Source organism: Rhizobium sp. YAF28 (assembly GCF_052113285.1).
Classification (GTDB): domain Bacteria; phylum Pseudomonadota; class Alphaproteobacteria; order Rhizobiales; family Rhizobiaceae; genus Rhizobium.
This window is the reverse complement of the sequence record NZ_JBFRCX010000004.1, coordinates 317760-338867: the sequence shown is the minus strand read 5'-3', so window position 1 is coordinate 338867 and position 21108 is coordinate 317760. Positions and strand designations below refer to the sequence as shown.

General features: G+C 60.2%; 19 protein-coding genes, 2 tRNA genes and 1 riboswitch. Of the genes, 8 read left to right on the top strand and 13 right to left on the bottom strand.

What is annotated here, in order from left to right:
• The first annotated feature begins 31 nt into the window (after positions 1-31).
• Positions 32-313, top strand: coding sequence for a hypothetical protein (locus tag AB4Z13_RS11710; protein WP_113322929.1), 282 nt, complete (start codon positions 32-34; stop codon positions 311-313).
• A gap of 10 nt (positions 314-323) precedes the next feature.
• Here AB4Z13_RS11710 and AB4Z13_RS11705 read toward each other — a convergent pair.
• Both AB4Z13_RS11705 and AB4Z13_RS11700 read right to left on the bottom strand, forming a co-directional pair.
• A tRNA-Gly gene (locus tag AB4Z13_RS11705) sits at positions 324-397 on the bottom strand.
• A 60-nt stretch (positions 398-457) separates the two neighbouring features.
• Positions 458-1552, bottom strand: coding sequence for a 2'-deoxycytidine 5'-triphosphate deaminase (locus AB4Z13_RS11700; protein WP_439014023.1), 1095 nt, complete (start codon positions 1550-1552; stop codon positions 458-460).
• A gap of 73 nt (positions 1553-1625) precedes the next feature.
• Positions 1626-1704: riboswitch (SAM riboswitch) on the top strand.
• Positions 1705-1750: 46 nt separating this feature from the next.
• On the opposite strand from AB4Z13_RS11700, the gene AB4Z13_RS11695 reads away from it, so the two are divergent.
• Together AB4Z13_RS11695 and apaG are read left to right on the top strand one after the other, a co-directional pair.
• The gene (locus AB4Z13_RS11695; protein ID WP_113322927.1) at positions 1751-2935 is read left to right on the top strand and encodes an O-succinylhomoserine sulfhydrylase; all 1185 of its coding nucleotides are present in this window, start codon (positions 1751-1753) and stop codon (positions 2933-2935) included.
• A 188-nt stretch (positions 2936-3123) separates the two neighbouring features.
• Positions 3124-3516 carry a Co2+/Mg2+ efflux protein ApaG gene (gene apaG / locus AB4Z13_RS11690; RefSeq protein ID WP_113322926.1) on the top strand — a complete coding sequence of 131 codons (393 nt, stop codon included), beginning with the start codon at positions 3124-3126 and terminating at the stop codon, positions 3514-3516.
• Between the two features lie 23 nt (positions 3517-3539).
• On the opposite strand, the gene AB4Z13_RS11685 is transcribed toward apaG, so the two are convergent.
• The 3 genes from AB4Z13_RS11685 to AB4Z13_RS11675 form a co-directional block, all read right to left on the bottom strand.
• Positions 3540-4532: an Hsp33 family molecular chaperone gene (locus AB4Z13_RS11685; protein WP_113322925.1), complete on the bottom strand. Its 993-nt coding sequence runs from the start codon at positions 4530-4532 to the stop codon at positions 3540-3542.
• A 91-nt stretch (positions 4533-4623) separates the two neighbouring features.
• Complete coding sequence (gene argF / locus AB4Z13_RS11680) at positions 4624-5541, bottom strand: ornithine carbamoyltransferase (RefSeq protein ID WP_007821265.1); 918 nt, start codon at positions 5539-5541, stop codon at positions 4624-4626.
• Positions 5542-5586: 45 nt separating this feature from the next.
• Positions 5587-6786 (bottom strand): aspartate aminotransferase family protein, encoded by a 1200-nt coding sequence (locus AB4Z13_RS11675; RefSeq protein WP_439014022.1) that lies wholly within the window; start codon positions 6784-6786, stop codon positions 5587-5589.
• 424 nt (positions 6787-7210) lie between these two features.
• On the opposite strand from AB4Z13_RS11675, the gene AB4Z13_RS11670 reads away from it, so the two are divergent.
• Both AB4Z13_RS11670 and AB4Z13_RS11665 read left to right on the top strand, forming a co-directional pair.
• Positions 7211-7741: a GcrA family cell cycle regulator gene (locus AB4Z13_RS11670; protein WP_439014021.1), complete on the top strand. Its 531-nt coding sequence runs from the start codon at positions 7211-7213 to the stop codon at positions 7739-7741.
• Positions 7742-8045: 304 nt separating this feature from the next.
• Entirely contained in the window at positions 8046-8834 is a 789-nt protein-coding gene (locus tag AB4Z13_RS11665; protein WP_439014020.1) for a pyrroline-5-carboxylate reductase, read from the top strand.
• A 196-nt stretch (positions 8835-9030) separates the two neighbouring features.
• Here AB4Z13_RS11665 and phoB read toward each other — a convergent pair whose 3' ends face one another.
• From phoB to phoR, 7 genes are all read right to left on the bottom strand, one after another.
• A complete protein-coding gene (phoB, locus tag AB4Z13_RS11660) occupies positions 9031-9714 on the bottom strand; it encodes a phosphate regulon transcriptional regulator PhoB (RefSeq protein WP_003570612.1) in 684 nt (227 codons plus the stop codon).
• A 131-nt stretch (positions 9715-9845) separates the two neighbouring features.
• Entirely contained in the window at positions 9846-10559 is a 714-nt protein-coding gene (gene phoU, locus AB4Z13_RS11655; protein WP_007821274.1) for a phosphate signaling complex protein PhoU, read from the bottom strand.
• Between the two features lie 44 nt (positions 10560-10603).
• Positions 10604-11419, bottom strand: a complete 816-nt coding sequence (gene pstB / locus AB4Z13_RS11650; protein WP_037101137.1) for a phosphate ABC transporter ATP-binding protein PstB — start codon at positions 11417-11419, stop codon at positions 10604-10606.
• A 14-nt stretch (positions 11420-11433) separates the two neighbouring features.
• Complete coding sequence (pstA, locus tag AB4Z13_RS11645) at positions 11434-12756, bottom strand: phosphate ABC transporter permease PstA (RefSeq protein ID WP_113322920.1); 1323 nt, start codon at positions 12754-12756, stop codon at positions 11434-11436.
• Entirely contained in the window at positions 12753-14234 is a 1482-nt protein-coding gene (gene pstC, locus AB4Z13_RS11640) for a phosphate ABC transporter permease subunit PstC (protein ID WP_439014019.1), read from the bottom strand. Before pstC ends, pstA begins: the two co-directional genes overlap by 4 nt.
• A gap of 167 nt (positions 14235-14401) precedes the next feature.
• On the bottom strand, positions 14402-15436 hold the full coding sequence (locus AB4Z13_RS11635; protein ID WP_439014018.1) for a substrate-binding domain-containing protein: 1035 nt from the start codon (positions 15434-15436) through the stop codon (positions 14402-14404).
• Positions 15437-15634: 198 nt separating this feature from the next.
• On the bottom strand, positions 15635-16858 hold the full coding sequence (phoR, locus tag AB4Z13_RS11630) for a phosphate regulon sensor histidine kinase PhoR (protein ID WP_439017167.1): 1224 nt from the start codon (positions 16856-16858) through the stop codon (positions 15635-15637).
• Positions 16859-17103: 245 nt separating this feature from the next.
• Between phoR and ppk2 the strand changes: the two genes are divergently transcribed.
• Positions 17104-17985, top strand: a complete 882-nt coding sequence (ppk2, locus tag AB4Z13_RS11625) for a polyphosphate kinase 2 (protein ID WP_439014017.1) — start codon at positions 17104-17106, stop codon at positions 17983-17985.
• Between the two features lie 23 nt (positions 17986-18008).
• On the opposite strand, the gene AB4Z13_RS11620 is transcribed toward ppk2, so the two are convergent.
• Positions 18009-19238 (bottom strand): hypothetical protein, encoded by a 1230-nt coding sequence (locus AB4Z13_RS11620; protein WP_439014016.1) that lies wholly within the window; start codon positions 19236-19238, stop codon positions 18009-18011.
• Positions 19239-19581: 343 nt separating this feature from the next.
• Between AB4Z13_RS11620 and AB4Z13_RS11615 the strand changes: the two genes are divergently transcribed.
• Complete coding sequence (locus tag AB4Z13_RS11615; protein ID WP_439014014.1) at positions 19582-20541, top strand: NAD(P)H-dependent flavin oxidoreductase; 960 nt, start codon at positions 19582-19584, stop codon at positions 20539-20541.
• A 160-nt stretch (positions 20542-20701) separates the two neighbouring features.
• Positions 20702-20777 (top strand) — tRNA-Thr (locus tag AB4Z13_RS11610).
• Positions 20778-21108 lie beyond the last annotated feature (331 nt).

Genomic DNA, 21108 nt, shown 5'->3' with positions numbered 1-21108 from the left:
GCACCGTGCTGCGGAAAGAAAGGCTTCCAATATGAAACTGATCGCACTTGGCCTGATCGGCGCGCTGGCGCTCGCTGGCTGCACGACTGTCGAATATACCGGTCCCGGCATCGAGCCTATTCCCGGCAGCATCACCTACAACGGCCAGCCGCGCACCAAACTGACAAAGTCGCCGATCGGCTCGACCTTCCCGCACAATTTCATCGACCAGTACGGCCGGCAGGTCGAGGAGACCTATATCATCCGCCCAGACCGCACGTTGGCGATCGCTCACCGCCAGTACCGGCCGATCAACATTTTCGGAAGAGATTGAGAGGAATAGCTGGAGCGGGTGAAGGGAATCGAACCCTCGTATTCAGCTTGGGAAGCTGCTGCTCTACCATTGAGCTACACCCGCCTGATGGCTTGAGACTTCCAACAGATAGCCGCCGCTGTCAAGTGACGGCGCCATCGGGCATCAAATCCGAAAATGCTTAGACAGTTTGAGGCCCTGGGCCTGATAGTTGGAGCCGAGGCCTGAACCGTAGAGGCTCAACGGCTGTTCCTGCATGTGCTCGTAGATCAGGCGGCCGACGATCTGGCCGTCTTCCAGGATGAAGGGCACTTCGTGGCTGCGCACTTCCAGCACCGCGCGGCTGCCGCGCCCGCCGGCCGGCGCATGGCCGAAGCCTGGATCGAAGAAGCCAGCATAGTGGACGCGGAACTCACCGACGAGCGGATCGAAGGGGGTCATTTCCGCCGCATAATGCGGCGGAACGTGCACGGCCTCACGCGAGACGAGGATGTAGAACTCATCCGGATCGAGGATCAGCTCGGTGCGGTCGCGGCTGTAGAGTGGTTCCCAGAAATCGTAGATATCGTGCTGAGCCTTCTTGTCGACGTCGACGACGGCCGTGTGGTGTTTGCCGCGATAGCCGATCAAGCCTTCCTCGTCGCCCGTCAGATCGATCGACAGCGCAATGCCGCCGCCGGATACGTTCGGCTGCTTGGCGGCGACGAGCGTTTCCGTTGCGTGCAACTTCAAAAGCTCCGGCTCGCCCAGAACCGAGTGGCCGACGCGGAAGCGGATCTGTGACAGGCGCGAGCCGCGGCGCACGACGATGGGGAACGTGCGCGGGCTGATTTCGAGATAGAGCGGGCCGGAATAGCCGGCCGGGATCTTGTCGAATTCCTGCGCGTAATCGGTGATGACGCGAGTGAAGATATCGAGGCGGCCGGTCGAGCTCTTCGGATTGGCCGAGGCCGACATGTCGGCCGGCAGATCGAGGCGCTCCATCAGCGGTACGATGTAGACGCAGCCGGTTTCCAGCACCGCGCCTTCGCTGAGGTCAATGACATGCAGGCTCAGCCGGTCGAGCTTGTCTGAGACGAGATGCGATGGGCCGGGCATGAAGCTGGCGCGCACCCGAAAAGCCTTGGCGCCCAGCCGCAGATCCAGGCTGGCAGGCTGGATCTGGTCGCGGTCCAGCTCGCGCTCGCTTTGAAGACGCCCCGTCTCAAACAGCGCGGCAATTGCGCGGTCGGCCAAAATTCCAGTTTCGCGAGCCATCATGCTCCATCCATAATTTGCAGCCGACAAAACCAAAGTCGGGGAATTGACGCAAGCTTAGAACGGCAGTATTGCAAATTTATCCCGTGGTGATTTGGCCGGTCGGCTTGCAGCCACGTTAAATAAGTGGCTAAAAAGACCGGGTTGAAAACCGGTCTGCATTTGCGGCCGGTTTTTTTGTTGTTTGAAAGTGGTGATGGCATGAGCAAGACCTGGCGCCCGGCAACCCAACTCGTCCACGGCGGAACGCTCCGCTCGCAATATGGCGAGACATCCGAGGCAATCTATCTCACGCAGGGTTTCGTCTACGATACGTCGGAAGCGGCGGAAGCGCGCTTCAAGGGCGAGACCGAAGGTTTCATCTATGCGCGCTACGGCAGCCCCACCAATGACATGTTCGAAAAGCGCATGTGCATGCTGGAAGGCGCCGAAGACGCCCGCGCCACCGCTTCCGGCATGGCTGCAGTCACCGCCGCCATTCTCTGCCAGCTGAAGGCCGGCGATCATATCGTTGCCGCCCGTGCCCTCTTCGGCTCCTGCCGCTGGGTCGTCGAGACGCTGGCGCCGAAATACGGCATCGACTGCACGCTGATCGACGGTCGCGACCTCGGAAACTGGGAAAAGGCTGTTACCCCGAAGACCAAGGTATTCTTCCTGGAAAGCCCGACCAACCCGACGCTGGAAGTGATTGACATCGCCGGTGTCGCCAAGCTCGCCAACCAGATCGGCGCAAAGGTCGTCGTCGACAACGTCTTTGCGACGCCCCTCTTCCAGAAGCCGCTGGAGCTTGGCGCTCATATCGTTGTTTATTCCGCGACCAAGCACATCGACGGCCAGGGCCGCTGCCTCGGCGGTGTGGTTCTCTCCGACAAGGAATGGATCGATGAGAACCTGCACGACTACTTCCGCCATACGGGCCCGGCCATGTCACCCTTCAATGCCTGGACGCTTCTGAAGGGCATCGAGACGCTGCCGCTGCGCGTCAAGCAGCAGACCCAGAATGCGGCGAAGATCGCCGATTTCCTGGCCGATCAGGGCAAGGTCGCCAAGGTCATCTATCCCGGCCGCAAAGACCATCCGCAGGCCGATATCATCGCCAAGCAGATGTCCGGTGGGTCGACGCTCGTCTGCTTCGAGCTCAAAGGTGGCAAGGAAGCTGCCTTCGCGCTGCAGAACGCGCTTGAGATCGTCAAGATTTCCAACAATCTCGGCGACTCCAAGAGCCTGATCACGCATCCGGCCACGACCACGCACAAGAACCTGACGGACGAAGCTCGCGCCGAACTCGGCATCTCGCCGGGCACGGTGCGCCTGTCGGCCGGCATCGAGGATACGGACGATCTGATAGAAGATTTCGCCCGCGCTCTGGCGAAGGTTTCGGCCTGACCATCAAGGCACGGCCGTCGGCAGACGCTGCGGCCGTCGCATTGCCTTGAAATTAACACTGAGAGTTAGGCTTAATGAACGAAAGGCGGTCCAACCGGGGGTGGTGAGGCCGCGATCACTGTACCGTTTCTTGACGGCAGAGGCCTCTTATAAGATACGGGTAACATATCCTGACTAAGGTGTAAGGCATGTATCGCGCCCTCACACGAGATATCGAAGTCGTTGTCGAGCCGTTTTATCTGGAGGAGCAATCCGATCCGGATGACGATCGCTATGTCTGGGGTTACCGTGTGGTCATCAGCAACAATTCCGGCATCGCCGTACGTCTCGTCAACCGCTACTGGAACATTACCGACCAGAACGGGCAGATCGACGAGGTCAGCGGCCCCGGCGTCGTCGGCGAGCAGCCGCGGCTGCAGCCAGGTGACACCTATGAATATTCGTCGGGCTGCCCGCTGGATACGCCGTCCGGCCTGATGTTCGGCCACTACCAGATGGAGACGGACGAAGGCGAGACGTTCGATGTCGACATCCCCGCCTTCTCTTTGGATTCACCCGGCCTGCTCAGGGTATTGAACTAGAGCCTGCCCCATTCTCCGCGCACTCACTCCGCCGCCGCAACTTCCTGCACCGGGAAGCGGTAGGTCGTGGAGCAGAATTCGCAGGTGACCGAGATCTCGCCATTTTCCTGGCTCGCCTCGATTTCCTCGGCGCTGAAGCCCTTCAGCACGCCGCCGATCTTTTCCCGTGAACAGCTGCAACGATCGAAGACGGCGCGCGGATCGTAGACGCGCACGCCGCGTTCGTGAAAGAGGCGAAAGAGCAGGCGTTCGGTGCCAACAAGCGGATCGGTCAGTTCATCGGCATCCACGGTTTCAACGAGCGAGCGGGCTTCCGTCCAGGCATCATCCTCAACATGGGCGCGCGCAGCCGTGTCGCCATCACCGCCGTGAAGATCGGGCCGGCGCATACGCTCCGGCGCTTCCGGCAGGAATTGGGCGACGAGGCCCCCTGCCCGCCAGCGGTGACGCGGCTTACCGTTCTCGTCGCGGTCGAAGAGCTCGGCTGCGGCAAGGCGCACGCGCGTCGGGATCTGCTCCGACTGGCGGAAATAGACACCTGCAATGTCTTCCAGCGAGGTACCGTCAAGTGCCACGATGCCCTGATAGGGCTGGCTGAACTTGCCCTGATCAATGGTGAAGGCGAGCACGCCCTTGCCGAGAAGCTGTTCCGGCTCCGTCTCGCCTGCAGCGATCGCCTTATCGAGCAAGGCCTGATCGAAGCGGGCGTAGGCCCGGACATTTTCCGGCGTGGAGAAATCGGCAACCAAGAGATCGACGGGACCGTCGCTCTTGGTCTGGACAGTGAATTTGCCCTCGAACTTCAGCGAGGTGCCGAGCAGCACCGTGAGCACCACCACCTCCGCCAGAAGGCGGGCGACGGGCGTGGGATAATGATGGCGTTCGAGGATTGAATCCAGCATTGGGCCGAGCTGGACGGCGCGACCGCGCACATCCAGCCCTTCCACCTGGAAGGGGACGACATGATCATCGCCGGCGAAATCGAACTCGCCGAGGGCGGCGGCAGCTTCTGCCATGGCTTTCACTCCTGTTTTGTCAGAGCAGCCGGCCAGCGCACCGGCTGCTTGCGCAGCCGCGAGTTTGGAACTCGCGACATCCGATTATGGTTCAGATCGCGCCCAGGCACCAAGCAAGAATCGACTTCTGCGCATGAAGACGGTTTTCCGCTTCATCGAAGACCACGGATTGCGGGCCATCGATCACTTCGTCCGTCACCTCCTCACCGCGGTGAGCGGGGAGGCAGTGCATGAACAATGCGTCTTTGCCGGCCTGCGCCATCAAATGCGCGTTGACCTGATAAGGCTGGAAGACATTGTGACCGCGAGCCCGATGTTCCTGATTCATGGAGACCCAGGTATCGGTCACCACGCAATCGACGCCGGCGACCGCACGGTCAGCATCATGGTAAAGCATGATTTCGGCGCCCTCATTGCGGGCCCAGTTCAGATAGTGATCCTTCGGCTCGGAACCAAGGGGTACTGCCATGTTCATGCGGTAGCCGAAACGGGCAGCTCCTTCCACCAGCGAATGCAGCACGTTGTTGCCGTCACCCGTCCAGGCGATCGTCTTGCCCTTGATCGGGCCGCGATGCTCTTCGAAGGTCATGATATCAGCCATGATCTGGCAGGGATGGGTATCATCCGTCAGCGCATTGATGACCGGCACGGTCGCATGCTCAGCGAGCTCCAGCATACGGTTGTGGTCGGTCGTGCGGATCATGATCGCGTCGACATAGCGCGACAGAACCTTGGCGGTGTCGCCGATCGTTTCGGCGCGGCCGAGCTGCATTTCAGTGCCCGACAAGAACAAGGTCTCGCCGCCGAGCTGGCGCATGCCGACATCGAAGGAGACGCGGGTTCGCGTGGACGGCTTCTCGAAGATCATGGCGAGCATCTTGCCGGCGAGCGGCTTGTCGGCCGTGCCGGCCTTAAAAGCCTGCTTTCGCAGCTTGGCATCGTCCATGATGGTTCTGAGGTCGGATCCGGTGACGGCGGAAAGATCGAGGAAGTGTTTGGGGGAAGCCATTGTTCGTTACCTGCTACGCCCGCCAGCGGGCGGGGCATTGTCCTATCAAGCGGTCTTCTTGACCTTGGCGGCACGGATGTTTTCGGCAGCGCGTTCGAGACGGGAAAGACCCTCGCGCGCCTCCTCGGCGGTTACGACCAGCGGCGGCAGCAGGCGGATGACATTATCGCCTGCCGGGATCGCCAGAAGATGGGCTGCGCGGATTTCCTTCAGCAGCTCTGCCGAGGGAATGGCAGCCTTGACGCCGAGCAACAGCCCTTCGCCCCTGATATCTTCGATCACGTCGGGATAGCGATCCTTGAGCGATGCAAGGCCCTGGCGGAAGACGAGAGTGACATCACGCACATGCTGCAGGAAGCCCTCGGCCAGGATGACATCGAGCACCGCGTTACCGACAGCCATGGCCAGCGGGTTGCCGCCATAGGTGGAACCATGCGTGCCCGCCTTCATGCCGGAAGCGGCCTCTGCCGTCGCAAGGCAGGCGCCGAGCGGAAAGCCGCCGCCGATGCCCTTGGCAACCGCCATGATGTCGGGCGTTATACCCGACCATTCATGAGCGAAGAGCTTGCCGGTACGGCCGACGCCGGTCTGCACCTCGTCGAGGATCAGCAGCAGGCCATGCTCATCGCAGAGCTGGCGGAGCGCTTTCATGAATTCGGACGTTGCTGGGCGGACACCGCCCTCGCCCTGCACCGGCTCGATGAGGATGCCGGCGGTCTTGTCGGTAATAGCGGCACGGACAGCCTCGACATCGCCAAAGGGCACCTGATCGAAACCAGGGGTCTTCGGGCCGAAACCTTCGAGATATTTCTCCTGGCCGCCGGCGGCGATGGTCGCCAGCGTACGGCCGTGGAAGGCGCCATCGAAGGTGATGATGTGGAAGCGCTCCGGATGCCCCTTGGAGAACTGATAGCGGCGCGCAGTCTTGATGGCGCATTCGAGAGCCTCGGCGCCTGAATTGGTGAAGAACACCTTGTCGGCGAAAGTGGCATCCGTCAGACGCTTGGCGAGCTTCTCCTGCCCCGGCACTTCATAAATATTGGAGAGATGCCAGACCTTGTCGGCCTGATCCTTGAGAGCGGCCACAACGTGCGGATTGCCATGCCCCACGGAGGTAACGGCAACGCCCGCGCCGAAATCCAGATATCGCTCGCCCGTTTCGGTGATCAGCCACACGCCCTCGCCTCGCTCGAACCGCAGCGGGGCACGAGAATAGGTATCATAAAGCGGCGAGGCTTCAGCCATGGCGCAATCTCCTGGTCAGGCTCTAAGGCAACGGACTCCGGCTAAGAAAACCAGGCCCGAAAAATCAAAAATGCCGCCTTGCGGCGGCAGGAAGCACTATTTACTTTTCGCACTGCAATGTCAACAAAACTGAGGATTTAGCACATGCGTCAAGCCTCAAATCAGACTTGCAGGTCTATCAACAGCTAATGTTGCAGAAATGACTCTCCGGGGAAGCAAGTTGGGGAAAACCCCGAATTCGGATTCATCGGATTCACGCGACTCTTGTCACAGAGTCAGGCTCACACTAGGTTAAAGTTCAATTACTAGACTGCATGCGGCGGAACTAGTCACCAAAATTGATCAGGCGTTTCTTGCTTCGGAGACTTCCGAGGCAACGGTGAGGGATTCTGCCATCACCAACGCGAAAGGTGGAGACAGGGCAATGAACTGGACAGACGAGCGTGTCGAGAAGCTCAAGAAGCTTTGGTCAGAGGGGCTGAGCGCCAGCCAGATCGCTGCGCAGCTTGGCGGAGTGAGTAGAAACGCTGTTATCGGCAAGGTTCACCGGCTCAGTCTTCCCGGCCGCGCCAAGGCCGGCGGCACGGCAACCGCTGCGCGCGCAACGAAGCGCAATACGTCGGCTCCGCGCGCCCCGAACTATGCGTCTCGCATCACCACCCGCACCGTTACCCGCCAGCAGGGCGCAACGATGCTGAAGGAAGAGATCGAGATCGAAACGGTCGAGGAAATGGAATACGTGCCGGCCAAGAATGTGGTCGTGCCGATTTCACGCCGCCTTGGCCTGACGGAACTGACGGAGCGCACCTGCAAGTGGCCGGTCGGCGATCCGCTGAAGGACGACTTCTACTTCTGCGGCTGCGACTCCCCGGATTCCTCGCCCTATTGCAACTATCACCAGCGCCTCGCCTACCAGCCGGTCAGCGAACGCCGCAAGGCTGTCCGGGTCGCCTGACCCGCGATCTTCCAACAGACGCAACGTACCATCACCCCTCCTCGCCTATGCGCGGAGGGGTGATTTTTTTAGCCGGCACAGGAGGACTGGAAAACCGCTCCTGACCACGACTATCTGCCGGAGGCCGATCTCTGCCGGTCGTTCACCATGCCTGACAATGCGAAGTTACGTGGCCAACACCACCGATGTGTTTCAGCCCCAGGCTGGCATGGAACGGTGGTCATGGCGCTGTAACGCGATTTTCTGATGCAGATGCGGTATTCTCGTGGAGTAGCACGGCGCAAACAGTCGGTCAGGGGTGCCAATGGAGATCGATCCAAAGCGGATGACAATGGGGTTCGTCGGGACGGGCACGATTACCGAGGCCGTCGTCACCGGATTGGGCAAGACAGCGTTTCGCGACACACCGATCGTGCTGTCACCGCGCAGCGCAAGCGTCGCCGCCCGCCTTGCGGCGGCAAACCGGAATGTGTCGATCGCTTTGGGGAACCAGGATGTTCTCGACCGATCCGATCTCGTATTTGTGGCGGTGAGGCCGCAAATTGCCGAGGAGGTCATCCGCTCGCTCCGATTTCGGCCGGGCCACCATGTCATCAGCTTCGTCGCGGCCACGCCAATGGATCAACTGCTGGCGTGGATCGATCAGCCAGTTCGCCTGAGCCTGGCAATTCCACTTCCGTTCATCGCAGATCTTCAGGGCGCGACTGCGATCTACCCGCCCGACGAGGTTTCCCACGCCCTCTTTTCGGCGCTCGGAACGGCGATCCAGGTTGAAAACAGACCTGAGTTCGAACTTCTCGCGGTGGCGAGCTGCCTGATGGCCACCTATTTCGGCATCCTGGACGCGACGTCGACCTGGCTGCAGAGCCAAGGGCTTTCGAGAACGGCTGGCGACGCCTACCTCCGTCAATTGTTTTCCGGCCTCGCCCATGCTGCCCGTTCGAAACCTGTCGCGAGTTTTGATGAACTCATCGGCGAGCATTCGACCAAGGGCGGATTGAATGAACAGGTGCTCGAAGACTTTCGCGATTTCGGTGGCGCTGTGGCTCTGCAAAAGGCTCTTGATCGAGTTCTTGCACGCATTCGTCTGTAGAAAGCAAACCCTCTTGAAGTTCGCTTTCGGCGCCTAGTGTCGGCTTCCAGAAGAAGCTGTGCTTCGCCGAGACAGGTCGCTTCAAGCTCGACGGACAGGGCGGGCCTACCCATCGCTGTTTCTTCAGAAGGACACCAGATAAGCAAACGGGCCGCCCGGCAAGCGAGCGACCCGTCTGGACCTCCGATCACTCGGATCAGGCTTCCATGGAATATCCCGCGCCGCGGACGGTGCGGATGACATCCTGCATGTTGGAGAAGTTCAGCGCCTTACGCAGGCGCCCGACATGGACGTCGACGGTACGTTCGTCCACGTAGATATCGTGGCCCCAGACGCCATCCAGAAGCTGCGAGCGGGAGAAGACCCTGCCCGGCGACGACATCAGGAATTCGAGCAGGCGGAATTCGGTCGGGCCGAGGCGCACTTCGCGGCTCTTGCGATGAACGCGATGGGTTTCGCGATCGAGCTCGATATCACCACACTTCAGAACGGTGGAGAGAACCTCCGGACGGGCGCGTCGCAGCATCGCCTTGACGCGGGCAACGAGTTCCGGCGTGGAGAAGGGCTTGACGACATAGTCGTCCGCGCCGGTCGAGAGACCGCGAACGCGTTCGCTCTCTTCGCCGCGTGCCGTCAGCATGATGATCGGCAGGCGCTCGGTCTCCGGCCGCATGCGCAGCCGGCGGCAGAGTTCGATGCCGGAAACGCCCGGCAGCATCCAGTCAAGGATGAGCAGGTCCGGCGTGCGCTCCTGAAGCCGGATTTCGGCCTCGTCGCCACGGAGGATCGTATCCACCTCGAAACCTTCAGCCTCGAGGTTGTAGCGGAGAAGCACACTCAGCGCCTCTTCATCTTCAACAACTGCAACTCTTGGGATCATGCGTGTCAGTCTCCTAATGCATGATCCTTAAACCGGGGGTGATTTAAGCAACGGACCATGCAGAAACTTGGAATTGGCTGCGACCTTTGCGCGCCCCAGCGCAGGGCGCGCACGCAATTGGCAGGTCCGGATTACTCCGTCACCGCACCGACGGTATTGGAGCTGTCGTCCTTCGGACGCTCACCCTCCGGCTGGGCGCCGGTTGCCATGTAATAGATCGTCTCAGCGATGTTGGTCGCATGGTCGCCGATGCGCTCGATGTTCTTGGCGCAGAAGAGAAGATGCGTGCAGCTCGTGATGTTGCGCGGATCTTCCATCATGTAGGTGAGGAGTTCGCGGAACAGCGAGGTGTACATCGCGTCGATCTCGTCGTCGCGCTCGCGGATGGACTTGGCCTTGTCCGCAGAACGCGTCGTATAGACGTCGAGCACTTCCTTGAGCTGGACGAGCGCCAGTTCGGAGAGATGCTCGAGACCGCGGGCGAGCTTGCGCGGAACGCCGGTGCTCTGGACGGCGATGACGCGCTTTGCGGTGTTCTTGCCGAGGTCGCCGACACGCTCGAGGTCGGCGGCGATGCGGATCGAACCCATGATCTCGCGAAGGTCGGAGGCCATCGGCTGGCGACGGGCGATCGTGACGATCGCCTTGTCGTTGATTTCGCGTTCCGCGTGATCAAGGATCACGTCGTCGGAAATGACCTTCTGGGCGAGCGCAGTGTCGCCGTTGACCAGCGCACGGACGGCCTCGCCGACCATCTGTTCGGCAAGACCACCCATCTCGGAAATGCGCCGGGACAGGAATTTCAGATCGTCATCGTAAGCGGAAAAAATATGTGTCGATGCCATGGGGCTTTGTCCTCGAAAATCGGGAAGGCTTCACATCGCCAAAATCAGCCGAACCGGCCCATGATATAGTCCTGGGTGCGCGGATCGTCGGGATTGGTGAACATCTTGTCGGTGTCGTTTTCCTCGACCAGGTTGCCGAGGTGGAACATGGCCGTACGCTGTGATACGCGCGCGGCCTGCTGCATGGAATGCGTCACGATGACGATGGTGTAGTTTTCACGCAGCTCATGGATCAGCTCTTCGACCTTGGCAGTCGCGATCGGGTCGAGCGCCGAGCAGGGCTCGTCCATCAGGATGACTTCCGGGCTGACGGCAACGGCGCGTGCGATGCACAGACGCTGCTGCTGACCGCCGGAAAGGCCGGTGCCGGATTCATGCACGCGATCCTTGACCTCATTCCAGAGGCCGGCGCGCTGCAGGCTCGTCTCGACGATCTGGTCCAGGTCGGCCTTGGATTTGGCGAGGCCGTGGATGCGCGGTCCGTAGGAGACGTTTTCATAGATTGTTTTCGGGAACGGATTCGGCTTCTGGAACACCATGCCGACACGGGCGCGGAGTTCGACGACGTCGATGTCAGGATCGTAGATATCGTCGCTGTCGAGCGTGATCTTGCCGGTGACGCGGCAGCCATCGATCGTGTCGTTCATGCGGTTCAGCGACCGCAGGAAGGTGGACTTGCCGCAGCCCGACGGGCCGATCAGGGCGGTCACGGTGTTTTCGCGGACGTTCAGATTGACATCGAAAAGCGCGCGCTTCTCGCCGTAATAAACGGAGACATCCTGTCCGATCATCTTATACGGGACGTTGCTCATTTTCTGGTCCAGCGCCTTCTCAACTGCAGCTTCCGTCAACATGTTCATGATCTCTACTCCGTTTACCAGCGGCGCTCAAAGCGACGACGCAAGAGGATAGCTCCCATGTTCATGACGATCAGGAACAGGAGCAGGACGATAATGGCACCCGAGGTTCTTTCCACGAATGCGCGCTCGGCTTCGTTGGCCCACATGTAGACCTGAACCGGAAGCGCCGTGGAGGGATCGAGTGGACTGCTCGGCGCCTGGGCGACGAAGGCGACCATGCCGATCAGCAGCAGCGGCGCAGTTTCGCCGAGTGCGTGGGCAAGGCCGATGATCGTGCCGGTCAGGATGCCGGGCATTGCAAGCGGCAGCACGTGGTGAAACACCATCTGCATCTTCGAGGCGCCGAGGCCGAGGGCAGCCGCGCGGATCGACGGCGGCACGGCACGGAGCGCTGCACGCGTGGCGATGATGATCGTCGGCAGCGTCATCAGCGTCAGCACCAGGCCGCCGACCAGCGGTGCCGAACGCGGCAGGCCGGCGAAGTTGATGAAGACCGACAGGCCGAGCAGACCGTAGACGATCGACGGGACGGCGGCGAGGTTGTTGATATTGACCTCGATCAGGTCCGTCAGCTTGTTCTTCGGCGCGAATTCCTCAAGGTAAATCGAGGCAGCGACGCCGATCGGCAGCGAAAGCACGAGAACGATCAGCATCAGGTAGAGCGAGCCGATGAGGGCGACGCCGAGACCTGCGGCTTCCGGACGGCTGGAATTGCCGTTGACGAAGAGGCCGGTGTTGAACGTCTTGTGGAGAGCACCGCTCGCCTTCAGCTCATTCATCCAGGCAACCTGCTTGTCGTTGACCTTACGGTTCTTCTCATCGACCGAAAGATTGATCTGGCCCTTGTTGGCGCTGTCGATATTGGCATCTGCAAGCACTGTAATATTGACGGTCTTGCCAATGATCGACGGGTCGGCAACGACCATGTCGCGCAGCTGAATGGGCGCCCCCTTGGACAGCATGGCGGATGCATCGCGCACGTCAGGACGGCTTGCGGCATTGATGCCGAGCTGCTTGACGATCGCGTCGCGTAGCAGAACCGGATAGTTGGCAGCGACCAGCACCGAAGGGTCGGTTGCACGCTTGTTGTCCGGGTCGATCGTCTTCTCGGAGAATTCGATCGGCAGGGTGATCGACGTCTGTAGGAAGGCCGTATAGCCGTTGCTGATGACCGTCCAAAGCAGAATGAAGAGGAAGACGAGGCCGAATGCTATGGCTGCGATGCCATAGGCCTGGAACCGGCGCTCGGCAGCGTAGCGACGCTTGATGCCGATATCGCGACGCGCGGGCGCCTTAGAAACGGTAACGCCGGCGACGGGGGAAACAATATTCGTCATTCGTACTGCTCCCGATATTTGCGCACGATATAGAGCGCGTAGATGTTGAGGCAAAGCGTGATGCAGAACAGCGTGATGCCAAGTGCGAAGGCAACCAGCGTCTGCGGCGAGGTGAACTCAAGGTCGCCGGTCAGCTGGTTGACGATCTTGACGGTCACTGTCGTCATCGGCTCGAAGGGATTGATCTGGATACGGGCGGCGACACCGGCGGCCAGAACCACGATCATGGTTTCACCGATGGCACGCGAAGCGGTCATCAGCAGCGCGCCGACGATACCGGGAAGGGCTGCGGGCAAGACCACCTTTTTGATGGTTTCGGAGCGTGTGGCGCCGAGACCGAGCGAGCCGTCACGCAGTGCCCGCGGAACTGCGGTGATGATATCGTCCGACAGCGAGGAAACGTAAGGGATCAGCATGATGCCCATGACGATGCCTGCGGTGATGACGCTCTGTGCCTGGATGAAGTTCGTATAGCTGCCGCTCAAAAGACCGCTGATCTGCGCCGAGAAATCACGCAGGAACGGCCCGACGGTGACGAGTGCAAAGAAGCCATAGACGATCGTCGGAATGCCGGCGAGCACTTCGAGAAGCGGCTTGGCGATCGAGCGCACTCTCGAAGAAGCATACTCGGCCATGTAGATGGCGGCAAAGAGGCCGACCGGCACGGCGACCAGCATGGCGACCAGGCCGATATAGAGCGTGCCGAGCAGGAGTGGGATGAGCCCGAACTGGCCGAAGGAGGAGCTGCCCGCACCGGCAAAACGCGGATCCCAGACCGTTCCGAAGAAGAAGTCGACGAAGGGAACGACGGCGAAGAAGCGGCTCGCTTCTGTCAGCATCGAGAGCACGATGCCGATCGTCGTCAGAATGGCGATGGAGGATGCAACGAGCAGCGCCCAGAGCATAACGCGCTCGACACGGTTGCGGGCACGGAAGCGCGGAGCAACGGAGCGCAGCGCATAGAAAGCACCTGCGACAGATATGAGCAGCACGATCGCCGTCATGATGACGCGGCTCGTCATGCTCTCCGAGTTCAGGGTCTTTGCGGCAGCGATCATGTAGGGCTGCGGCTCGCCGGCGAGCGGTACGCCCTTCTCGCTGAGCTTTGCCTGCAGACCCGCAGGATTGCTCGACAAGGAGGAAACCTCATCCGAGGTCAGCAGGTTCATGCCGCGGGCAACCGTGGCGACCATGCTGTAGGCGAGGTCCTGCTGGACGACCGGTTGCGCCTTCACGTCGTCAGGAAAGGCGCCGCGAACGGAGGAAGAGATGATGCCCGGGCTGATAGCCAGCCAGGCAAACAGAACGATCAGGGAAGGCAGAACAGCCCAGATCGCGGCATAGGAGCCATAATAGGCCGGCCGCGAATGCAGGGCAGAAGACCTGCCTCCGGAAAGCGCCATCGCGCGGCTGCGCGCAGCCACATAGGCAACGGCGCCGATCACTACCAGGCACAAGAGTATGATGGATGTGCTCATTCGTTACGTCCCCAGGCCCACAGCCCCCAAAGAGCCAGGCAGCTCCAGGAGCGTGCCATCGGCTTCAATATCATGGAGAAGAAGTTCATCCGCCCGGCACCCCAATGGAGCCGGGCGGATAAGGTGATGCCGGCGCGACGCCCCCGAGCGTCGCGCCGGCAAAGTCATTACATGGTCTTGCCGGCCTCTACGGCCTTACGGATCGCTTCGCGCTCTGCATCCGGAGCAGCAACGAGACCGTATTCGACGAGCGGGCTGTCAGGGCCGATCATCTGGTCGGATACGAAGAAGTTGACATATTCCTTCAGGCCCGGAACGGCGCCCAGATGTGCCTTCTTGACATAGAAGAACAGCGGACGGGAAACCGGGTAGGTGCCGTTGGAAATCGTTTCCGTCGACGGAACGATGCCGCTCATGGTCGCAACCTTGAGCTTGTCAGCGTTGTTTTCGTAGAAGGAGAGACCGAATACGCCAACGCCGGTCTTGTTGGCAGCGATGCGTGCCAGCGTTTCCGGATAGTCGCCGTCGATGTCGACAGCAGCACCGTCCTTGCGAACTGCGACGCAAGCCTTGCCCTGGGCAGCCTTGTCGGCGATTTCCTTGGCGATGACTTCCTGAGCGCCGGAAGCCTTGCAGCCGGCGGCGAGAACGTTCTGTTCGAAGACTTCGCGCGTGCCGTGCTTTTCGCCCGGGATATAGGCAGCGATATCAACAGCCGGAAGCTTCGGGTTGACTTCAGACCACTTCTTGTAGGGGTTGGCGACGAGCTTGCCGTCAACGACAACCTGGGCAGCGAGGGCCTTGTAGATGTCGGCCGGAACGTAGGCAACGTCCGGGTTGGAAGAGTCGGTTGCGAAGACGATGCCGTCATAACCGATCTTGACTTCCTGGATGTCCGTTACGCCGGCAGCCTTGCAGGCTTCCGCTTCATTCTTGTTGATCGGACGCGAGGCGTTGGCAACGTCGATCGTGTCTTCACCGACGCCCTTGCAGAATTCCTTCAGACCAGCGCCCGTGCCGCCGGATTCGACGACCGGCGTCTTGAAGTTGGTGAAGGTTTCGCCGAAGGACTCGGCGACGATCTTTGCGTAAGGCAGGACGGTGGACGAACCAGCAACCTGAATCTGGTCGCGAGCAACTGCAACGCCAGCGAAAGCGGCGGTTGCAGCAAGCGCGGCAACAGTAAGTTTAAAGGTGTTCATTTGAATCTCCCGGCATTTGGGCTTGTGTGAGTGCGGCCTCAAAGAGGCCCTCGCATTGCCTTTTTTCATCGGCAGGACTCTCTTAGCGCCTTAAGCACCGTCCTTTTATGTCAAATCGATGAAACATTTATGACAAGATAAATTCTTGATTTTAAATGTAAAAATATTGCGTTGAAAAATTGCATGCGACATATTGCGTCAGAAGCGCACGGTAAACTCCGTTCCCTTGCCCACCTCTGATTTAACGATCAGCCGTGCACGATGGCGCGTCAGAATATGCTTGACGATGGCAAGCCCGAGCCCCGTGCCCTTCTTGGAACGGCTGTCTTCGATGCTGACGCGATAGAAGCGCTCCGTCAAGCGCGGCACATGTTCGGCCGGAATGCCTGGCCCCCTGTCGACGACGCTGACCTCCACCGGCTGGCCCGATCCATTCTTCAGCCAGACATCGACGACTTCACCTTCCTGGCCATATTTGCAGGCATTTTCCATCAGGTTCTCGAAGACCTGAACGAGCTCGTCACGGTCTCCCAGCACTTCGACCTTGCCGTCGGGCAGGTGCAGGTTGATCGAGACGCCGACATCCTTCGCAAGCGGCACGAGCGAATCCCTGACGTGGCCGAGAAGCGGCACGAGATCCACTTTCTCATCGGGGGCGATATGCGACTTGAGCTCAAGCCTCGACAGAGACAGAAGATCGTCGACGAGCCTGCTCATACGCGTCGTCTGGTCGAACATGATGCCGAGGAAACGTGCCTGCGCCTTCGGATCGTTCTTAGCCGGACCCTGGATCGTCTCGATGAAGCCGCGCAGCGAGGCAAGCGGCGTGCGCAGCTCATGGCTGGCATTGGCGACAAAATCCGAGCGCATGCGATCGATGCGGCGTATTTCGGAAATATCCCGGAAGGAGAGGATGTAATAGCGCTCGTTGCGGCCATCATCATCCTTGAATTCGACAGGAGCGCTGCGAACGATATAGACGCGCTCTGAAGGCAGCCGCTCGGAATGTTCGATCTGGTTCGGGGCGTTGGTGGCGATGGTTTCGCGCACCATGTCCAAGACGCCGGGAGAACGCAGCCTTGCCGATATATGGGAGCCGAGCGTCACCTCGCCGAAAGCCTTTTCGGCCGCGCGGTTCTGAAACAGCACCGAGGCATCTTCCGAGAGCACCATGACCGGGATATCGAGGCCGGCCAGCGTGGCGGAGACTTCCGGCAGGCGGCTCGGAGGCACTTCAGGCTCGGGTTCGACCGGCTCGTCTACATCGTGTCTGATGACCGGCGCCTCGTTGAAGAGCGAGGTGAAGATCATCACAAGCAGCAGGGCGAGCACGATCCATTTGTTCATGCCAGCGGCAAGCGCGACAAGCGCGCTCAGCAGCGTCGCCAGCAGAACCGGGCGCTCGCGCCGGATGCGCGCCAACAGGCTTTTTGTCCACGGCGTTTCGTCTTCCAAGCTGCCCCTCGCGGCGTCGATTCGTTTTTCTTTATATTCAAACTCTGCCTGATAGCCGCGTTTCATGACAGAAGTTTTCCATTTGAGAAACTTGCGCGAAAAGCCGCAGCGCGCGTCACCGAATTGCGCTTTGCTTACGCAGAGGATTTGATTTTCAATGATAAATATGTTCGCCTGCTGAAAAATGAAATCATCAAGCGCAGGAGGAGACGATGGCCGAAGACGTCGAAAGCAGGGTTGTGGAGCTGGAGATCCGGGGCAAGAGACGCGTCTTCGATATCGATGATCCCGTGCTGCCCGACTGGGCAGATGAGCATGCGCTGGAATCCGGCGACTACCCATACAAGAAGAAGCTGAAGGACGACGAATATCTCGACGAGCTCAGGAAGCTGCAGGCCGAGCTCGTGAAGGTGCAGTTCTGGCTGCAGGCGACGGGCAAGCGGGTGATGGCGCTCTTCGAAGGACGCGACGCGGCCGGCAAGGGCGGCGCGATCCAGGCATCCTCGGCTCACATGAACCCGCGCCTTGCCCGCGTGGTGGCGCTCGCCAAGCCTACGGAGCGGGAACAAGGTCAATGGTATTTCCAGCGCTATATCGCACAGTTTCCGACATCGGGCGAATTCGTGCTCTTCGACCGTTCCTGGTACAATCGCGCCGGCGTGGAGCCGGTCATGGGCTTCTGCACGCCGAAACAATACGAGGACTTTCTCAATCAGGCGCCGCAGGTGGAAAAGGTCATCGCCCACGAAGGCATATTCTTCTTCAAGTTCTATCTGGATATCGGCCGGGAAATGCAGATCAAGCGGTTCCATGACCGGCGGCACGATCCGCTCGCTGTCTGGAAGCTCTCCTCGATGGATATAGCCGCATTGACCAAATGGGACGACTACAGCGAGAAGCGCGACCGCATGCTGAAGGAAACCCACACGGAGTTTGCGCCCTGGACCGTGATCCACGCCAATGACAAACACCGGACGAGGCTCAACCTCATTCGCCACATGCTGAAAACCATCGACTATGACGGCAAGGACAAGGACGCGATCGGTGCGCTTGATGATAAGATCATCGGCGCGGGTCCCGGCTTCCTGAAATAAACCTCCCAAGCAAACCGGGCCACTTACTGGCCCGGCAGGATCCGCACGGCAAAGAGATTGATGCCACGGGCCTTGCCGTCGACATCGCTGTTGATCATCAGCCGGCCCGGGGAATTCGGCGCCAGGGAGCGGTCGAAGCGCACCTGCAGCAGCGCGTCCGACTTTTCGCGCGTGACGTTGAAACGATGGCGGGCGCAATTGCCGAGCGACTGGAAATCGCACTCGACGGTGATCTGTGTAGGCTCGTCCGTGGTGGACTGCAGGGTCAGCGCGATGGTCGAGGACTTGCCGGCAAGCTGCTGCAGGACATCGGCCGGAATGGTGATGGAAACATTGCCATCCGTATTGCCGCTCTGGGAGGTCAGGCGGACGGCCGGGCCTTCGGTTTCAGTGACACTTTCCTTACGGGCACGCGGGCCGCTCTCGATCTTGTCGGCATCCGAGGGCTTGAAGACCTCGATCCAGTCTGCCGAGAAGCTGTTTTGCGGGTCGATCGCCGCAGGTTGGTCGCCATCCGAGGGGGCGCTGTTGCCGGCACTCTCCTCGCCATCGAAATCTTCCGGCTGCGTGCTGGCGGGCGGATTGGCGACGCTTGTGTCACGCTCAGCCGCCGTCTTCAGCAGGCCAGAACTATAAGCCCACCAGGCACCCGTCCCGATGAAGGCGAGCAGCACGCACCAGACAAGCAGGCGCGAGAAGAACTTGCGCGGCCTGCGGCGAACAGCGGCCCGTTCGGGGCGGAAATCCATGCCGCCACGCCTGTCCGGCGTCGCGCGCGTCTCTCCACGCATCTCTCCATCTGACGCGGCCCCCAGCTGATCGGCGCTGCTGGCGTGGACATCATCCAGGCTTGCATCGTCCGCGCGCCGGGAAGTGGCGTTGTAGCCGCGCGTTTCACCTGTAACGGCCAGGCTGTCGTCCTCGCCCTCGCGATAGGCGGGCTCTTCCGCACGATAGGCGGGCTCTTCCACGTGATGGGCGGGCTCAGGGATCTCCACAACAGGCGGAACCGGAACTTCCGGAGGCCCCTGCCGCGGGTGAAGGCGCGCGCGCTCTTCACTCTCGATGGTGTGGATCGTGGTTTCGAGGCGGTGGCGGTGATGGGCCACCACTTCGGCATCGGTGATATCCTGCTTGCGCAGGCCGGCTTCCAGCGCCTGACGCGCGGACTGATAGATGCGTGCACGAACTTCCGCACTGTCGCGGTCGGAATTATCCAGCGCAGTTCTGATAGCCGTTTCTAGTCCGCTCACATCGGGCCCTTCACGTTTCGTGCCGGCATCAACCCCAAAAGATTGAATGCCTGTCAAAATTCGGTAGCGGCAAGTGCGGCAAACCGCAAGCCTTGCAGCCCTTCCGGAGCGCATCGGCGGGGGATAAGCAGCGCCGGACGTTCCGAATTCTCCATTAGATATAGTGAAAATGGACAGGATTACGGAAAAGGCAGCAAGAAGAAGACCACACTCTTTTCCTTGGTCGCTCTTTTCCTTGGTCGCTCTTTTCCTCGGGCACTCTTTTCCTCAGGCGCTCTTTTCCTCAGGCGATGGCTCTGCTAATCAATTGACGTTTTCGTAAACGTCAAAAAGCGGTGAAAGCATGGCCCTGCCCCCGATACTTAGGGATAATCTGAGACTGCCGGTCATCGGCTCGCCGCTTTTCATCGTCTCCCATCCGGCGCTGACACTGGCGCAATGCAAGGCCGGCGTGATCGGCGCGTTTCCGGCCTTGAACGCGCGCCCGGAAAGCCAGCTCGACGAGTGGCTGGCAATGATCACCGAAGATCTTGCCCATTATAATGCCGGGCATCCGGAACGACCGGCCGCACCCTTTGCGGTCAACCAGATCGTCCATATGTCGAACAAGCGGCTGGAGCACGATCTGATGCTCTGCGTGAAATACAAGGTGCCCGTCGTCATTTCCTCGCTTGGCGCCGTGCCGGAAGTGAATGCAGCTGTTCATTCCTACGGCGGTATCGTGCTGCACGACGTCATCAACAACCGCCATGCCAATTCGGCAATCCGCAAGGGTGCCGATGGACTGATCGCGGTTGCAGCGGGTGCTGGCGGACATGCGGGCACGCTTTCTCCCTTCGCACTGGTGCAGGAGATCCGCGAATGGTTCGACGGCCCGCTGCTGCTTGCCGGCTCGATTGCGACCGGCGGCGCCATTCTCGCAGCACAAGCAATGGGCGCCGACATGGCCTATATCGGCACCCCCTTCATCGCGACCGAGGAGGCACGCGCCTCCGATGCCTACAAGCAGGCGATCGTCGAGGGTGCCGCCGCCGATATCGTCTACTCGAACTATTTCACCGGCGTGCACGGCAACTACCTGAAGCCCTCCATTCGCGCGGCAGGCCTCGACCCTGACGATCTGCCTGAAGCCGATCCCTCGAAGATGGATTTCGAACAGGCGACGGGCGGCGCAAAGGCCTGGAAGGACATCTGGGGCAGCGGCCAGGGCATCGGTGCGATCAAGACGGTGGAACCGGTGGCAAAGCTGGTCGACCGGCTGGAAGCGGAATACCGGGCCGCCCGCACCCGGCTGGCGCTCTGAAGCACAGGCCTTTCCACTAAGGGGGGCCCTTCCACTGAAGGGAGCCTTTCCACAGGCTCAGCTTTTTTGCCCGGGGGCATAAGAGGGTGCTTGAAATCTTCAGACAATGCCTGTATCAGCCCCATGCAAATCGCGGGCCGCATGCTTCGCCCGCCGGATTGCCGCTTTAGCTCAGTCGGTAGAGCACATCATTCGTAATGATGGGGTCACGTGTTCGAGTCACGTAAGCGGCACCATTAGCCTCTTGATTGTAAGTATAAATTCTCGACGTCTTCAGATATTACCTGCCGACGACGCGCTCAAGTCGCCACGCATGCAGCGCAATTGCCTGCCAGAACGTCGTAACCACTCGAGTCTGTCAATACGAACTCGGCGGGTAAAATGTCAGCGTTCGATTGTCATTGACTCTACGAAATCGCGTTAGCTGTATTGGAATCGTGATTCTAGGAATGTTTCAGGGAAAATTATGAGCGCAAGGAAAGTCGGTTCGGCTCCACCTTGTGGAGGGGCCCCCAGGGCATCCTGACCGCTGAGATCATAAACTGGACACGTCACGTCCTAAGTGTA

Bases quoted from the DNA above. Each gene is read 5' to 3' on its own strand.
- AB4Z13_RS11615 (WP_439014014.1), top strand. From the start codon at position 19,582: ATGGCCCTGCCCCCGATACTTAGGGATAATCTGAGACTGCCGGTCATC.
- AB4Z13_RS11695 (WP_113322927.1), top strand. From the start codon at position 1,751: ATGAGCAAGACCTGGCGCCCGGCAACCCAACTCGTCCACGGCGGAACG.
- argF (WP_007821265.1), bottom strand. From the start codon at position 5,541: ATGGCTTCCCCCAAACACTTCCTCGATCTTTCCGCCGTCACCGGATCC.
- AB4Z13_RS11700 (WP_439014023.1), bottom strand. From the start codon at position 1,552: ATGATGGCTCGCGAAACTGGAATTTTGGCCGACCGCGCAATTGCCGCG.
- pstA (WP_113322920.1), bottom strand. From the start codon at position 12,756: ATGACGAATATTGTTTCCCCCGTCGCCGGCGTTACCGTTTCTAAGGCG.
- AB4Z13_RS11675 (WP_439014022.1), bottom strand. From the start codon at position 6,786: ATGGCTGAAGCCTCGCCGCTTTATGATACCTATTCTCGTGCCCCGCTG.
- AB4Z13_RS11665 (WP_439014020.1), top strand. From the start codon at position 8,046: ATGGAGATCGATCCAAAGCGGATGACAATGGGGTTCGTCGGGACGGGC.
- phoB (WP_003570612.1), bottom strand. From the start codon at position 9,714: ATGATCCCAAGAGTTGCAGTTGTTGAAGATGAAGAGGCGCTGAGTGTG.
- pstC (WP_439014019.1), bottom strand. From the start codon at position 14,234: ATGAGCACATCCATCATACTCTTGTGCCTGGTAGTGATCGGCGCCGTT.
- AB4Z13_RS11670 (WP_439014021.1), top strand. From the start codon at position 7,211: ATGAACTGGACAGACGAGCGTGTCGAGAAGCTCAAGAAGCTTTGGTCA.
- AB4Z13_RS11710 (WP_113322929.1), top strand. From the start codon at position 32: ATGAAACTGATCGCACTTGGCCTGATCGGCGCGCTGGCGCTCGCTGGC.
- pstB (WP_037101137.1), bottom strand. From the start codon at position 11,419: ATGAACATGTTGACGGAAGCTGCAGTTGAGAAGGCGCTGGACCAGAAA.
- phoU (WP_007821274.1), bottom strand. From the start codon at position 10,559: ATGGCATCGACACATATTTTTTCCGCTTACGATGACGATCTGAAATTC.
- apaG (WP_113322926.1), top strand. From the start codon at position 3,124: ATGTATCGCGCCCTCACACGAGATATCGAAGTCGTTGTCGAGCCGTTT.
- AB4Z13_RS11685 (WP_113322925.1), bottom strand. From the start codon at position 4,532: ATGGCAGAAGCTGCCGCCGCCCTCGGCGAGTTCGATTTCGCCGGCGAT.
- ppk2 (WP_439014017.1), top strand. From the start codon at position 17,104: ATGGCCGAAGACGTCGAAAGCAGGGTTGTGGAGCTGGAGATCCGGGGC.
- AB4Z13_RS11635 (WP_439014018.1), bottom strand. From the start codon at position 15,436: ATGAACACCTTTAAACTTACTGTTGCCGCGCTTGCTGCAACCGCCGCT.